General features: G+C 74.0%; 12 protein-coding genes. 5 read left to right on the top strand and 7 right to left on the bottom strand.

Annotated elements, in window-relative coordinates; genetic code table 11:
- Positions 1-120: 120 nt before the first annotated feature.
- The gene (locus ACIOWN_RS04260) at positions 121-1,140 is read right to left on the bottom strand and encodes a DUF3800 domain-containing protein (RefSeq protein WP_362348683.1); all 1,020 of its coding nucleotides are present in this window, start codon (positions 1,138-1,140) and stop codon (positions 121-123) included.
- A gap of 265 nt (positions 1,141-1,405) precedes the next feature.
- Between ACIOWN_RS04260 and ACIOWN_RS04255 the strand changes: the two genes are divergently transcribed.
- Complete coding sequence (locus ACIOWN_RS04255; RefSeq protein WP_362348582.1) at positions 1,406-2,701, top strand: glycosyltransferase 87 family protein; 1,296 nt, start codon at positions 1,406-1,408, stop codon at positions 2,699-2,701.
- A 27-nt stretch (positions 2,702-2,728) separates the two neighbouring features.
- Here ACIOWN_RS04255 and ACIOWN_RS04250 read toward each other — a convergent pair whose 3' ends face one another.
- Positions 2,729-3,142: a zinc ribbon domain-containing protein gene (locus ACIOWN_RS04250; RefSeq protein WP_362348584.1), complete on the bottom strand. Its 414-nt coding sequence runs from the start codon at positions 3,140-3,142 to the stop codon at positions 2,729-2,731.
- Positions 3,143-3,289: 147 nt separating this feature from the next.
- Positions 3,290-4,051, bottom strand: coding sequence for a TetR family transcriptional regulator (locus ACIOWN_RS04245; RefSeq protein WP_401980292.1), 762 nt, complete (start codon positions 4,049-4,051; stop codon positions 3,290-3,292).
- A gap of 162 nt (positions 4,052-4,213) precedes the next feature.
- On the opposite strand from ACIOWN_RS04245, the gene ACIOWN_RS04240 reads away from it, so the two are divergent.
- Together ACIOWN_RS04240 and ACIOWN_RS04235 are read left to right on the top strand one after the other, a co-directional pair.
- A complete protein-coding gene (locus tag ACIOWN_RS04240) occupies positions 4,214-5,047 on the top strand; it encodes a hypothetical protein (protein WP_401980290.1) in 834 nt (277 codons plus the stop codon).
- A 143-nt stretch (positions 5,048-5,190) separates the two neighbouring features.
- Positions 5,191-5,862 (top strand): peptidoglycan-binding protein, encoded by a 672-nt coding sequence (locus ACIOWN_RS04235; protein ID WP_401980287.1) that lies wholly within the window; start codon positions 5,191-5,193, stop codon positions 5,860-5,862.
- Between the two features lie 28 nt (positions 5,863-5,890).
- On the opposite strand, the gene ACIOWN_RS04230 is transcribed toward ACIOWN_RS04235, so the two are convergent.
- The 4 genes from ACIOWN_RS04230 to ACIOWN_RS04215 all read right to left on the bottom strand — a co-directional run bounded on the left by ACIOWN_RS04230 (position 5,891) and on the right by ACIOWN_RS04215 (position 10,800).
- Positions 5,891-8,257 (bottom strand): SpoIIE family protein phosphatase, encoded by a 2,367-nt coding sequence (locus ACIOWN_RS04230; protein ID WP_401980636.1) that lies wholly within the window; start codon positions 8,255-8,257, stop codon positions 5,891-5,893.
- A gap of 143 nt (positions 8,258-8,400) precedes the next feature.
- Positions 8,401-8,775 (bottom strand): hypothetical protein, encoded by a 375-nt coding sequence (locus tag ACIOWN_RS04225; RefSeq protein ID WP_362348592.1) that lies wholly within the window; start codon positions 8,773-8,775, stop codon positions 8,401-8,403.
- A gap of 282 nt (positions 8,776-9,057) precedes the next feature.
- The gene (locus ACIOWN_RS04220; RefSeq protein WP_362348594.1) at positions 9,058-9,981 is read right to left on the bottom strand and encodes a MurR/RpiR family transcriptional regulator; all 924 of its coding nucleotides are present in this window, start codon (positions 9,979-9,981) and stop codon (positions 9,058-9,060) included.
- Between the two features lie 159 nt (positions 9,982-10,140).
- Entirely contained in the window at positions 10,141-10,800 is a 660-nt protein-coding gene (locus ACIOWN_RS04215) for a nucleoside/nucleotide kinase family protein (protein WP_362348596.1), read from the bottom strand.
- A gap of 105 nt (positions 10,801-10,905) precedes the next feature.
- On the opposite strand from ACIOWN_RS04215, the gene ACIOWN_RS04210 reads away from it, so the two are divergent.
- Together ACIOWN_RS04210 and ACIOWN_RS04205 are read left to right on the top strand one after the other, a co-directional pair.
- Positions 10,906-11,658 carry a beta-phosphoglucomutase family hydrolase gene (locus ACIOWN_RS04210; RefSeq protein ID WP_362348598.1) on the top strand — a complete coding sequence of 251 codons (753 nt, stop codon included), beginning with the start codon at positions 10,906-10,908 and terminating at the stop codon, positions 11,656-11,658.
- Positions 11,655-14,000 carry a glycoside hydrolase family 65 protein gene (locus ACIOWN_RS04205; RefSeq protein ID WP_401980284.1) on the top strand — a complete coding sequence of 782 codons (2,346 nt, stop codon included), beginning with the start codon at positions 11,655-11,657 and terminating at the stop codon, positions 13,998-14,000. The genes ACIOWN_RS04210 and ACIOWN_RS04205 overlap by 4 nt, the downstream gene beginning before the upstream one ends.
- Positions 14,001-14,074: the final 74 nt, after the last annotated feature.

The raw sequence follows: 14,074 nt of genomic DNA, 5'->3' as shown, positions 1-14,074 counted from the left end.
CGAACCCGAACGCGCGGCCTCAACACCGCGGAGCGCTACGGTCGTTGAGCGCCCCTTCTCCATACGTGGTGCGGCGCGGCCGTGTTCAGCGCCCGGGTGATCTTTTGCGGGCGGGCCCGCTCAACAGGGCAGCCGCGCCCCCGAGCCGGCCCGCGGCTCGGGGCCGGGGCCGTCCGGGAACGGATCGAGGCGGGCCCAGCTCGGGGCGTCCCCCCAGACGGAGGCCGCACCGACGTAGGGGCGCAGCAGCGCGGTGAGCACGGGATCGCCGTACCCGTTCAGCTCGTCGGAGGCGAGCTTGCGCGCCACGCCGGCGAGGAAGTCGGCGAGCTGCACCCGAGGATCGCTCCGTGAGTGGACGAGTTCCACGCCGTCCAGCGCCACCTCCTGCTGCCGGGCCGTCCGCAGGAGCCAGTCGACACGGTCGGGGGTGAGCATGTTCTGCCGGTCGTGCACGAGCCGCACGGCGATGCCCGGCGCGCTCCACAGCGCGGCCGTCCGCACGATCGCGGGCAGCATCGGGTTGAGCACGGGGATCAGGGGCGGGCCCGCGGCGACCCGGGCCCGGTAGGCCTCGGCGCGCTCACGGCTGCCCGCCAGCCGTTCCAGAACCGTCGCGGCCGGTTCGGAAGGCTCCCGCGCCGCCGCACGCCGCAGCTCCCGGACGTCGGTGAAGAAGGCGTCCACCGGGTCCGCGGGATCCGTGTCGCTCCTGGCCCGCAGCAGCCGGTTGGCGGCCCGCAGGAACCGCCGCCAGCCATCCTCGCCGAGGGCCTCGCGCCCCGCCCTGTACAGGGCGTCCGCCCCGGCCGCGTCCCCGAGCAGCAGGTCCAGGGCCCGGTCCACCACGAAGTACGCCTTCTCGGTGAGGTCGACGCGGGCGTGCCCGTACATCGGCCCGGCGGGGGAGAGCACCCACTCCAGCACCGCCCGGTGCTTCTCCCGCAGCAGGTGGTTGGCCTTGTACTCCTCCGCGGGCGAGCGGATCCGGTGCCGTATCTCCTGCACGCACCCGGCGGCCGACTCGACCGGGAGCAGCACACTGGCGTGCGCGAAGACGTCGGTGTTGCCGTCGATGAGGTTCTCGCCGTCCGACCCCGACTCGTCACAGGCGACCTCCCGTACCCCGTCCCGCGCCATCCGCCCGCCCCCGTCCTCGTCCTCGTCGTCCCGGAACACAGCCCGAGTCTCCCACCCTCACCCCCGGCCCAGGGGCCGCCGGCCACGCGAGGGGTCAACGGAACCGCGACCGGGGGGACCACCGGATCCGCGTCACCCTCCGGCCGCGTGGCATCCGCCGTACGCGGTACCCGCTGCACTAATGTCTGCCGTTCGGGTCATGCGGGGTCGAACCGGACGAATGGCTCAGGTGTGCGAGGCGCTGCGAGACGACGGGGCTGGTGCGGTGAAGGGGTTCTGGGCCAGGAGCCAGGGGGGCAGGGGCCGGGCGGTCCGGGCCAGGGGCCGGGGGATCGGCCAGTGGCTCACCGGCCGTGCCGGCTGGTGCCTGGCCCTCTCCGTGGCGGTGCACGTCGCCGCCGTCGTCACCCACCCGACGCATCCGCTGGACCTGCGCGTCTACCGCGAGGCCGCGCCGCACGTGCTCTCCGGCGGGCTGTACGACTACGCGCTGCACACCACCCCGCCCATCCCGTGGTTGCCGTTCACCTACCCGCCCTTCGCCGCGCTGGTGTTCCTGCCGCTGTCGAGGCTTCCCTGGGCGGTACTGGTCGCGCTCTGGCAGACGCTGTCCGTGGCGGCCCTGGTCGTCGTCGCCGTGTGCGCGGTGCGGCTGCTGGGCCCGCGCCCGGGTATCCGGGGCCGGCGGCAGGCGCTGCTCTGGGCAGCCGCGGGGCTGTGGCTGGAACCCGTGCGCCACACCCTTGACCAGGGCCAGGTCAACCTGCTGCTGGGTGCCGTGGTCCTGTGGGGTCTTGCCGTGCCGCGCGCCGCGCCGGGCCGGGGAGCGGGGGTGGGCCTGGCGGCGGCGGTGAAGCTGACCCCGGCCGTCGGCGGTCTGTACCTGCTGGCGACCCGGCAGTGGCGGGCCGCCGCCTGGGCGGTCGCGACCGCGGCCCTGGCGACCGCGCTCGCCTGGGGCATCGCCCCGCGCGAGTCCGCCCGCTACTGGTCCACGCTCGTCACGGACACCGGCAGGATCGGCCCGGTCTGGTCGGTGCGCAACCAGTCACTGCGCGGGGCCGTCGCCCGACTGCTCGGTCAGGACGCCACCGCCACCATGGTCCTCTGGGCCGTGCTCGCCCTGGTCACCGTGGCGCTGGTCCGTGCCCTGCGCGCGGGCCTGCGGCGGCACGACCTGCTCGGCGTGCTGGTCGCCGTGCAGCTGTACGGGCTGCTGGTGAGCCCCGTCTCGTGGAGCCACCACTGGATCTGGTGCCTGCCCGCCATGATCTGGCTGGCCCACGGATCCCTTCGCGCCCGCCCGCTCAGCCGGGTCACGCTCGGGTTGTGGGCCGTGGTCACCGTCGCCCGCGTGGTGCCCGCCCTGATCGGCGCCGAGGACCACGAGGTCCACCCCGGCGCCTATCCGGCGCTGCTCGCCTGGCCCGGCTGTGTCTACGCCGGATGCGCCGTGCTGACGCTCGCCGCCGTGGCGCTCGGAGGCGGGGGACACGACCGGCCGGTCCCCGCCGCCGACGGTGCGCGGGAGCGGGATCACTCGGAGGTCCCGGGCGGCTGACCGCCGGTCACCCCCGGGTGCCGTCCGTCAGTTCCAGGCGCCGTAGGGCTCGTCGACCAGCTGGAACACCGGCTCGCCGCGCACCGGGTCCTTCGCCGTGGACAGCCGCACCCGGTCCCCGCCGTGGACGCCGATGGGCGGTCCCATGACCCGGCCCCGTACGACGAAGCCCTCGCTCATCTCGACCAGCGAAACATTGCGCGCGGCCGGGGAGTTGCGGTTCACCACCGTGGAGTGGCGGACCGTGCCCGTCCCCGCGCTGCGCTCGGTGCGCAGGTCGCTGCCCCGGCACACCGGGCACAGCAGCCGGTGGTACACGGCCGTGCCGCACCACGTGCAGCGCTGGAAGTACAGGGCCTGCGTGTCGCGGGCCGTGGGCGCGAGAAGGCCGGTCGTGGTGCCGGCCGCCCGGGGAACGGTGTTTCCTGAGAGGTAGTACACGCTGGTCAACTCCCTGCGCTGGGCCGGAATCCCGCGTGCGCGGCGCACCCGGGCACGCACGTGCGTGGTGGGTCGCGCCACCGTGCACGGCCACAGAGTATGGCACTGGGTGTCACTCGTAAATGCACTGCGTACCCTCGATTGCCCTCAACTCCCGGGCGGACGCCGCTCCGCGAGCGCCGTCTCGACCTCCCGCACCACCTGCCACAGGGGTGCTCCGCGCCGTGCGACCACGACGACCACGTCGTCCCGGGCCGACCCGGACGCCCGTTCCGCGCGCGGGGCGGCCGGGTCGCGGAAGGCGGTCTGTACGTGGTTCAGCGCGTGGTCCACCGCGGCGCCCGCGTCGCCGAGGCCGTCCGAACGCAGCCACGAGCGCAGGGCGTTGTTGTGCGCCGCCACCACGGCCGCCGCGATCACGTCCGCCCGCAGGGTCCCGTCGCGCCGCCCCGCGAACCGGGCCCGCAGATATCCGGCCAGCGCGCGCTCGTAGCGCCACACCACCGACAACTCGTAGGCCCGCAGCCCCGGTACACGCTTGGTGATCCGGTAGCGCTGGACGGAGAACGCCGGGTTCTCCGCGTACATCCGCAGGACCAGCCGGGCCGCGTCGCAGACCCGTCGCACGGGCTCGTCCTCCTCGCCGCCGGCGGCGAGGAAGGCCCTCATGTCGGCCAGATACCGCTCGTGGTCGGGGAAGACCACGTCCTCCTTGGAGGGGAAGTAGCGGAAGAAGGACCGCCGTCCGACCCCGGCGAGCGCCACGATGTCGTCGACGGTGGTCTGTTCGTAGCCGCGCTCCAGGAACAGCCGGAACGCCGCCGCCACGAGGGCCTCCCGCATGGGCCGCCGCCCGGCCGCCGGCCGCGCCTTCTCACCGCGGCGGGACGCGGCAGTGCTGGAGCTCATGGACGGGAACGTAGCACCCGTACGGGCACCGATGGCACTCGGTGCAGCCTGACGAGGGAACCGAGTGCAACAGGGGGCACCGGACGGTCCGCGCAGTAACCTTTCCTCACCCTCGCCCGCTCCTCGTCCGTCCCACCGGACACCTCGCTCCAGGAGACGCCCATGCCGCCCGTCCGCTCCCGTCTGCTCTACGTCACCGACCTGGCGTACCCGGCCCGTGGACGCCGCTACTGCGACGAGGACATCCGGCTCACCTCCCGCCTGCGCGAGGACTTCGACCTGGCACTGTGCAACCCCCGGGACGCCGCCGCGCTGATGGACGCCTTCGACGCCGTCGTCGTCCGCAACAGCGGACCCGTCCTGGAGTACCAGGCGGCCTACGACGACTTCCGGGCCCGGGCACTGGACCGCAAGACACGGGTCTACAACCCGCTCACCGGCCGCGCGGACATGGCCGGCAAGCAGTACCTCCTCGATCTCAGCGCCGCCGGCCGCCCGGTCATCCCCACCGTCGACCGCCCCGAGGACCTGCACCGGCTCCCCGCGGCCGACCGCTACGTGGTCAAGCCCAAGCTGGGCGCCGACTCCATAGGCCTGCTCACCGTCCCCGCCGGGGAACTGCCCGGCCTCGCCGACGGCAGCGTCCTCGTCCAGCCGCGCGTCGAGTTCGCCTACGAGGTCTCGTTCTACTTCGTCGACCACGACTTCCAGTACGCCCTGTACGCCCCGGACCCGGAGCGGCGCTGGGAGCTGCGCCCCTACGAACCCTCCCGCGAGGACCTGGAGTTCGCCGAGGGCTTCGTCGAATGGAACACCCTCGCCCACGGCATCCAGCGGGTCGACGCCTGTCGTGCCCCGAGCGGCGAACTGCTGCTGGTCGAACTGGAGGACCTCAACCCCTACTTGTCCCTGGACGCCGTCGACGACACGCGCCGGGAGGCCTTCGTCGCCGCGATGAAGTCGTCCCTGCACCGCTTTCTCGCCGCCACCGGATGAGCCGCACCGCTTTCTCGCCGCCACCGGATGAGCCGCGGACGAGCCGCCGCCCGACGCGCCGCGGGCGGCGCTGAACCGGCCGGGCGGCGGCCGCGTATCACTCCTCGGGACGGGGCCCGTACGCAGAGCGTGAGGAGTGCAGTGTGTCGACACCGCCCGGACACGGACAGCCGAACGGCGGGGAGCCCCTGGAGCCGGTACGCGTCATCCGGCCCAGACGGACCGACGCCCTCGCCGACCTCATGCGGGAGTTCAGGGAGTACCAGCGGAACACCGCCGACGGCGGACCGGCCGAGGACGCGGCGACCGAGGAACTCCCGGCCGCACCGGCCGGGAGGCCCGCGTCCCGCCACGTGCCGCTCCGGGAGCCGGCCGGGGCGGGGCGCTCACTGCGCTGGGCCGCCGTCGCGGTCGCCGTCGCAGCGGCCGCCCTGCTCGGTTTCGGCTGCGCCCTCCTGCTGCCCGCCCGGGGCGAGGCCGCGGGAACGGCGGCCCCGCCGCAGCCGTCCGTGACCGCCGCGGACCCGCCCGCCCGGGCCACGGCCCCCACCGCGGCCCCGTCGACCGACCCGGACGGCCCCGGCACCCTGCGCGAGGGCGACAGCGGCCCGGACGTCACCGCACTGCAAGAACGCCTCCTGCGCATCCCGGACGTCTACCGCGACGGCTCCACCAGCGGCCGCTACGACGGCGAACTGAAGGAGGCCGTCGCCCGCTTCCAGCTCTGGTACGGCATCAATGGCGACGAGACCGGCGTCTACGGCGACGACACCCGCCGCGCCCTGGAGTCCCGCACGACGGCCGACGGCGGATGAACACGACGACCGCGCGGCGGGCGGGGCCTCAAGCCGGTTGCGCGGGCACCCGGAGGTCAAGGACGCAGACGTCGTCGCGGCGTTCGCTCTCCAGCATCGAGGCCAGCAGCGACCCCAGCGCACCGGCCGGGTCGCCACGCCCTGCCGCGGCCGCCGCGGCGAGTCGCTCCAGGCCCTCCTGGATGCCCTCGCCGGGCCGCTCGACCAGGCCGTCGGTGTACAGCAGCAGCCGGTCGCCCGGCTCCAGCCGGCACTCCGCCTCCTCGAACACCGGGGTTCCGGTCGCGCCGAGCAGAACACCGTGCGGACGGTCCAGGAAACGCGGCTCGCCCCGGCGCAGCAGCAGCGGCGGCGGGTGGCCCGCCTGGGCCCACAGCAGACGGCGCTCGGCCGGCTTGTAGCGGGCCAGCACCATGGTGGCCGTGCGACGCGTGTCGCGGGAGTGCAGGAGCAGGGTGTTCAGTCCGAGGAGCGCGTCCGTCAGCGCCGAACCGGTGAGGATCATGCCCTTGGCCGTGAAACGGAGCTGGGCCATGGTGGCCACCGCGTCGATGCCGTGCCCGGCGACGTCGCCGATCACGAACAGCGCGTCGCCGCCCGGAAGTTCGATCGCGCTGAACCAGTCACCACCGACGTGGATCCCCGACTGCGCCGGCAGATAGGCCACGTCGACCCGAAGTCCGGCCAGTCGCACGGGCCGCCGGGGAAGCGGCAGCAGCGCGTGCTGGAGCCGGCCCGCCAGCGTCCGCTCGGCCTGCAGGATCCCGTGCTGCGCCAGGATCGCCCGCTCGCTCTCCACCAGGGCGAGTTCGGCGCTGCGCTGCGCGGTGAGGTCCTGCACGAAGCCGTGCACCTGGACCGGGGTGCCCTCGGCGTCCGGTACGGCCTCGGCGACGACCCGCAGATGCCGTACCCCGGCCGCCGTTCTGATCCGGAACGGCACGTCGAACGGCTTGCCCTCACCGAGCAGTTCGCGTACCACCCGGGCGAGTGCGGGTTCGTCCTCGGGCAGGGCGAGCCCCGGCAGTTCCGCCAGGCGGACCGGGCCGTCCGCGGGGTCGCGGCCGCACAACTCGTAGACCTGGTACGACCAGACCGCCTCCTGGGTGACCAGGTTCCAGGTGGCCCAGCCGAGGCGGCCCAGCCGCTGGATGTCCGCGAGGCGCTGCTCCTGGCGGTCGGAGGACTCGTGCCGCAGCCAGGTGACCACGAGGCCCTCGCCCAGCCGGGCGGCCCGCACCGAGTACGTCGACAGCTCCTGGCCGCCCGGCCCCAGCTCCTGCCGCGCGAACGGCTCGCCCTCGAAGGGCTCCCCGCCGCTCAGCGCGTCCAGCCAGCCGTGCCACAGCGGCTCCCGGGCGACGGCCGGCCAGCACTCCAGGACCCGGCGGCCGACCAGCTCGCGTCCGCCATGGCCGACCACGTCGACGGTCTGCGCCGTCGCGGCGTCGATGCGGTAGTCCTCGACCTCGCCCGACGGCGACCGCAGCGGGGTGAGCAGCAGTGTGGCGCCGGGCAGCGCGTCGAACAGGGCACGGACCACAGCCTCGGCACCGTCCCCGGCACCCGCCACGGCGGGCACCGGCCGGGTGGCGAAGGCACGCAGCCGGCTCGCGCACAGCCGGGTCACCCCGCGCAGCAGCTCCCGGACGTCCGGGGGGAAGGGGCCCTCGCGGTCGCGCAGCACACCGATGACGGCGTCCGCCGTGTCCCCCTGGAGTACGGGCAGCCAGGCGCGGGTGCGCCACGGGCCGGACGGACCCCCGATCGGCACGTACCGCTTGCTGTCCTCGGCGAGGTCCTCCAGCCACAGTTCCTCGCGGGTCTCCAGGGCGTGCCGGGCGGCCACGCCGCTGACCGGCGGCACGTGCCGCCACAGGTCGGCGAACGCGTCGTCGACGCCGGCGTGGCCGGTCAGCTCCAGCCCTCCGGAGGGCAGCCTCCGGTAGATCACCACCGCGGCGGCACCCACGGGCCCGGCGAGGTGCTCCAGCAGACACCGGGCGAGATCCCGTGAGGTGCCGACGCGGACCAGAGCCCTGCCGAAAACCGCGAGGACCCCCGAGCCGCCGTCCCGGTTCGGAACATCAGCCCCGGTCTCTGTGGGGTCCGGCCGGGCGGGGGCGAGCGCGGGGTCCTCGGCTGCCGGCTCGGCGTCGGCAGGGTCCGGTCGGGACTCCAGGGCGCCGAGGGTGATCCAGCACTCCTCCATGAGCGTGCGGTCCGCGGTCTTGGAGCGTGCCAGCAGTTCCTCGTACGCGGCCTCCGCCGCGCAGCCGGTCAGCGCCATCAGCGCCCCCTTGGCCCGCTCCAGCACGGCCGCGGCCGCCGCCTGGTCCTGGAGCCGGTCGAGCTCGGCCCGCTGCCTGGCCACCACCTTGGCCAGCGCCGCCATGTCGGGGGCGGTGCCGGACTCCGCGGGAACGGCGCCTTCGCTGGTCACGCGTCGAGCATCGCACATACCGGCCGGTCCGATCACCGGATTGCCGGCCCGGATTCACGGGGGACCCGGCGCCGGGCGGGCGCGGCCGGGACGCCTCACCGGTGTCCCGCGCGCTCCGCGAGTGCCTCCGTCACCACGCGGACGCTGCGCGCGATGTGCTGGAGTTGCAGCAGTTCGGCGGCGTACAGCTTGATCGTGTGCTCGATGACCGCCTCGGGCACACCGAGCCGGGGCAGCTCGGCGCGCGCGGTCTGCAGGGCGGTGCGGGCCACCCTGACCTCCTGCTGGACCTGTATCTGCGCATGCCGGGCGAGCAGGACGGGGTGGCGGATCAGCGCCGGGTAGCTGCCGTAGCGCGCCGGGACCAGTTCGCGGAGCCACTTGGCCGCGGAGCGTTCCCAGTCGTGGCTGCCGGGGGTCTTGACCTGGCGGGGCCAGTCCGGGCCGAGGCGCGTGGTCGTCTGGGTCATGGCATCGCTTCCGGTGTGCGGCGTCGTGCAGGGGTGGGACGACGACGGGGTGGGACGACGAGGTGAGCGGCCCCGGCCTAGGGGAGGGCCGGGGCCGCCGCGGGCGCTCGCACAGGCGATACCCGACCCGGCACCCCATGTGCCGACGCCGGTGGGAGACGGCGGCTCGGGGCCCGTGCAGGGTGGGGCACGTACCGGGGTTGGGCCGGGCGTGATCCGTGAGCAGTATTTATATATGCCGTCCGCTTGGCAAGGGGTATGTAAACATTCATGCTCCGCCGGTCAGTCCCGGAGGAAGAAGTCGTGCTGGTCGGCGATCTGCTCGTACGCCTCCAGCCGGGCCTGGGTCCGTTCCGGGTCGGCGTCGGTCATGGCCTGGAGCAGCGCCGCGCACATCACCGCGGGCGCGGCGTAGGAGTCGAAGACCAGCCGCGGCCCGGTCCCGGTGGCGAAGGTGACGTCGGCCTCGTCGGCCACCGGCCCGAGCGCCAGGTCGGTGATCACGGCCACCTTGAGCCCGGCGTCGCGGGCCACCCGGACGGCGGCCAGGGTCTCGTGGGCGTGCCGGGGCATGGAGAAGGCCAGCACCCAGGTGCCGCCGGCCTCCCGGGCCTGCAGCAGCGTGTCGTAGGCGACGCTGCCGCCGCGGGTCACCAGCCGCACGTCCGGATGGATGCGCCGCGCCGCGTAGGCGAAGTACTCGGCGAGCGACGCCGAGATGCGCAGGCCGAGGACGGTCAGCGGGGTCGAGAGCGACAGCGCGCGGCCTGTGTCGATCACGAGGCGGGGGTCGGCGAAGTCGCGGCGCAGGTTCTCGAGGTTCCCGATCTCCGCGTCGACGGCCGCCTGGAGTTCGTTGCTCCGGTCCTGCGCGGCCGCGCCGGGCCCGCCCGCCAGCGTCCGCAGCGCGAAGGACTGGAGCCTCTCGCGCAGCGCGGGGTAGCCGCTGAAGCCGACCGCCGCGGCGAACCGCGTCACCGACGGCTGGCTGACGCCGACCCGGTCGGCCAGCTCCGTGATCGACAGGAACGCGGCCTCGGTGATGTTCTCGATCAGGTACTGCGCGATGCGGCGCTGCCCGGGAGACAGATGGGGTCCGTCGAAGATCGTCCGCAGCTGGGACGCGGGGGCGGCCTCCGCGCGGGGCGCCGTCTTTCCCGAGGTGATCGCGGACGCCTGCGCGCGCGCCTGCTGCGGTGATGACACCGGCGCGCTTCCTTTGTCTCCCACAGAGGCCCAACATAGTCCAACGCGGCGCGGCCGCCGCCGCGTCGGGTGACCGGGAGCGGATTCGCCGGACGGCCGGGGCCGGGCCCCGGCCGGGCGACCCGCCCGGGGCTCGTCGGCGGCCGGGACCGGCCGGGCTCAGGCCGCCCGCCTGCCGGGCGGCAGGGCCGACGTCGGCACGACCAGGTCGGCGCGGGACCGGGTCGCCGCGACCAGGTCGGCGTTGCGCTGGTCGGTGCCCAGGACCCAGGCCACCGCCTCCTGGTGCGACTTGCCGAACTCCTCGTGCCGGGCGACCAGGCGGCGTACGCGCTCCGGCTCGTCGAGTTCGCAGAACCACACCTCGTCCAGGCGGGGCCGCACCCGCGCCCACAAACCGGTGTCCAGCAGCAGGTAGTTGCCCTCCGTCACCACCAGCCGGGCGGACGGCGGCACCGGGACGGTGCCCGCGACGGGCTGCTCCAGGACGCGGTCGAAGCCGGGCGCGTACACCGTCTCGTCCGTCTCCTCGCGCAGCCGGCCCAGCAGCGCCGCGTACCCCGCCGCGTCGAAGGTGTCCGGCGCGCCCTTGCGGTCGCGGCGGCCGAGCCGGTCGAGTTCGGCGTCGGCGAGGTGGAAGCCGTCCATGGGCACGTGCGCCACCCAGGGTTCCCCGTCCGCGTTCAGCGCCCGCACCACGTGCTCGGCCAGGGTCGACTTGCCCGCGCCGGGGCTGCCCGCGACCCCGAGAACCGCTCGGTGTCCGGCACGGGGCAGGGCCCGGGCGCGGGCCAGGAGGTCGTCGAAGGTCAGCGGCACACGGCACAGTGTGTCACCCGGTCGGCGGGAACGGATGGGCACGACAAGGGCCGGATGTGGCACTCGACACCCTCTCAAAGCCGCGATGCGGGGAAAGGTGCCTTTATGACAGAGCTCGGTCTGCCCGAAGACATCACCGTCTGCCTCTTCGACCTCGACGGGGTGGTCACCAAGACGGCCGTGGTGCACGCGGCCGCCTGGAAGGAGACGTTCGACGCCTTCCTGCGCGAGCGGGACGGCGCCGGCTTCCGGCCGTTCGACCCGGTCGCCGACTACGACGAGTACGTCGACGGCCGCCCGCGCGCCGACGGGGTGCGCACCTTCCTCGCCTCGCGCGGCATCGAACTGCCCGAGGGCGAGCCCGACGACCCGCCGGACGCCCGGACGGTCAACGGGGTCGGCAACCGCAAGAACGAACTCTTGCTGGAGAAAATCCGTACCGAGGGTGTGGAGGCGTACGAGGGCACCCTGCGCTACATCGGGGCCGTCCGGGCCAAGGGCCTGCGGACCGCGATCGTCTCCTCCAGCGCCAACACCCGGGACGTCCTGCACTCCATCGACGCCGAGCGCCTCTTCGACGTCCGTGTCGACGGGGTGGTCGCCCGCGAACGCGGTCTGCCGGGCAAGCCCCACCCGGACACCTTCCTGGCCGCCGCCCGCGACCTGGGCGTCGACGCCGGGCGGGCCGCCGTCTTCGAGGACGCTCTGGCCGGCATGGAGGCGGGCCGCTCGGGCCGCTTCGGATACGTCGTCGGCGTCGACCGCGTGGGCCAGCGCGACGCGCTGTACGCGCACGGCGCCGACGTGGTCGTCAAGGACCTCGCCGAACTTCTCGGCGTGGGAGGAGGAACCGCGTGATCACCCATCGTTCGTACGCCGTCGAGCCGTGGACCGTGCGCGAGACGGAACTCAGTCTGGACGTCCTCGCCCAGAGCGAGTCCGTCTTCGCGCTGTCCAACGGGCACGTCGGCTGGCGCGGCAACCTCGACGAGGGCGAACCGCACGGACTGCCCGGCTCCTACCTCAACGGCGTGTACGAGGTGCATCCGCTGCCGTACGCGGAGGCCGGCTACGGCTACCCCGAGTCGGGCCAGACGCTCATCAACATCACCAACGGCAAGGTGCTGCGGCTGCTCGTCGACGACGAGCCGTTCGACCTGCGCTACGGCCGGCTGGTCTCGCACGAGCGCACCGTCGACCTGCGCCGCGGGGTGGTGGAGCGGACCTGCGAGTGGATCTCCCCGGCCGGTACGACGATCCGGGTGCGCTCCACCCGGCTGGTCTCCCTCACCCAGCGGTCGATCGCCGCGGTCGCCTACGAGGTGGAGCCCGTCGGCTCCCAGGCACGCGTGGTCATCCAGTCGGAGCTGGTGGCCAACGAGCAGATGCCGCAGTCCAACGGAGACCCGCGGGCGGCGATGGCCCTGGAGTCCCCGCTGGAGCCGGAGGACGACTTCGCCTCCGGCAAGCGGCTGCGGCTGGTCCACTGCACCCGGCACAGCGGCCTGCGGGTGGCCGTGGCCGCCGACCACGCCGTCTCCGGGCCCGAGCACACCACGGCCGACAGTGAGAGCCATCCCCACCTGGCCCGGCTGACGGTCACCTCCGTCCTCCAGCCGGGAGAGCGGCTGCGGGTGGAGAAGTTCGTCGCGCACGGCTGGTCCGGCGCCCGTTCCCTGCCGGCGATGAGCGACCAGGTCGACGCGGCCCTGGCGGCCGCCGCGCACGGCGGCTGGAACGGCCTGGTCGAGGAACAGCGGGCGTACCTCGACGACTTCTGGTCCCGTGCCGACGTCGAGGTGGACGGCGACGAGGAGATCCAGCAGGCCGTCCGCTTCGCCCTCTTCCATGTCCTCCAGGCCGGCGCCCGCGCCGAGGAACGGGCGATCGCGGCCAAGGGACTGACCGGCTCCGGGTACGACGGGCACGCCTTCTGGGACACCGAGATGTTCGTGCTCCCCGTGCTCACCTACTCCTCGCCCGACGCCGTGACCGAGGCGCTGCGCTGGCGCCAGAACACCCTGCCCGCCGCCCGGGAGCGCGCCGCCCAACTGGGCCTGCGCGGCGCCGCGTTCCCCTGGCGGACCATCGATGGCCAGGAGGGGTCGGCGTACTGGCCCGCCGGCACCGCCGCCTTCCACGTGAACGCCGCCATCGCGCACGCCGTGGTGCGCTACGTCGCGTCGACGGGCGACGAGGACTTCGAACGCGACACCGGAGTCGAACTGCTGGTGGAGACGGCCCGGCTGTGGCGCTCGCTGGGCCACCACGACCACCACGGCACCTTCCACATCGACGGCGTCACCGGCCCCGACGAGTACAGCGCGATCGCCGACGACAACACGTACACCAACCTGATGGCCCGGGCGAACCTGCTGGCCGCGGCCGACGTCGTCGAACGCCATCCGAAGGAGGCCGAGCGGCTCGGCGCCGACGACGAGGAGAGCGCCACCTGGCGGGACGCGGCCGAGGCGATGAACATCCCCTACAACGCCGAGTTGGGGGTGCACGAGCAGCACGCGGGCTTCACCCGCTACCAGCGCTGGGACTTCGCCGGCACCCGCGCCGACCAGTACCCGCTGCTGCTGCACTTCCCCTACTTCGACCTGTACCGCAAGCAGGTGATCAAGCAGGCCGACCTGGTCCTCGCGATGTACACCTGCGGCAGCGAGTTCGACGAGGAGCACCTCGCCCGCAACTTCGCCTACTACGAGCCGCTGACCGTTCGGGACTCCTCACTGTCGGCCTGTGTGCAGGCCGTCATCGCCGCGCGGGCGGGCCATCTGCGCCTGGCCTACGACTACGCGGCCGAGGCCGCCCTCATGGACCTGGAGGACCTGGAGCACAACACCCGCGACGGGCTGCACATCGCCTCCCTGGCCGGTACCTGGCTGGCGCTCGTGGCCGGGTTCGGCGGCACCCGCAGGGAAGGTGAGGAGCTGTGGTTCTCGCCGCGGCTGCCGGAGAAGTTCAGCCGCCTCGCCTTCTCCGTCCAGTTCCGTGGCCGCCGACTGCGCGTGGAGGTCACCCAGCAGAGCGCCACGTACTCGCTGCTCGACGGGCCGGCCATGACGATCCGTCACCACGGCACCCCGGTCACGCTCCGGCCGGGCGCCGCCACGGCCCGCCCGCTGCCGCCGCCGAAGCACCTGCCGGCGCCGGAACAGCCCCCGCACCGCAAGCCCAACGCCCCCGGCTGAGGCGTGCGCCGCCCGCCGTACGGTCGCTGCGGGCCCACGATCCCGTCGGTCCGCGGAAACCGTCGATTCACGGA

The organism is Streptomyces sp. NPDC087787 (assembly GCF_044743035.1).
GTDB lineage: Bacteria > Actinomycetota > Actinomycetes > Streptomycetales > Streptomycetaceae > Streptomyces.
This window is presented reverse-complemented; position numbering and strand designations above follow the sequence as displayed.

What these genes read in the sequence shown, in the direction of transcription:
- ACIOWN_RS04260 (WP_362348683.1), bottom strand. Translation starts at nt 1,140, where the DNA reads ATGGCGCGGGACGGGGTACGGGAGGTCGCCTGTGACGAGTCGGGGTCG.
- ACIOWN_RS04245 (WP_401980292.1), bottom strand. Translation starts at nt 4,051, where the DNA reads ATGAGCTCCAGCACTGCCGCGTCCCGCCGCGGTGAGAAGGCGCGGCCG.
- ACIOWN_RS04240 (WP_401980290.1), top strand. Translation starts at nt 4,214, where the DNA reads ATGCCGCCCGTCCGCTCCCGTCTGCTCTACGTCACCGACCTGGCGTAC.
- ACIOWN_RS04230 (WP_401980636.1), bottom strand. Translation starts at nt 8,257, where the DNA reads ATGGCGGCGCTGGCCAAGGTGGTGGCCAGGCAGCGGGCCGAGCTCGAC.
- ACIOWN_RS04225 (WP_362348592.1), bottom strand. Translation starts at nt 8,775, where the DNA reads ATGACCCAGACGACCACGCGCCTCGGCCCGGACTGGCCCCGCCAGGTC.
- ACIOWN_RS04210 (WP_362348598.1), top strand. Translation starts at nt 10,906, where the DNA reads ATGACAGAGCTCGGTCTGCCCGAAGACATCACCGTCTGCCTCTTCGAC.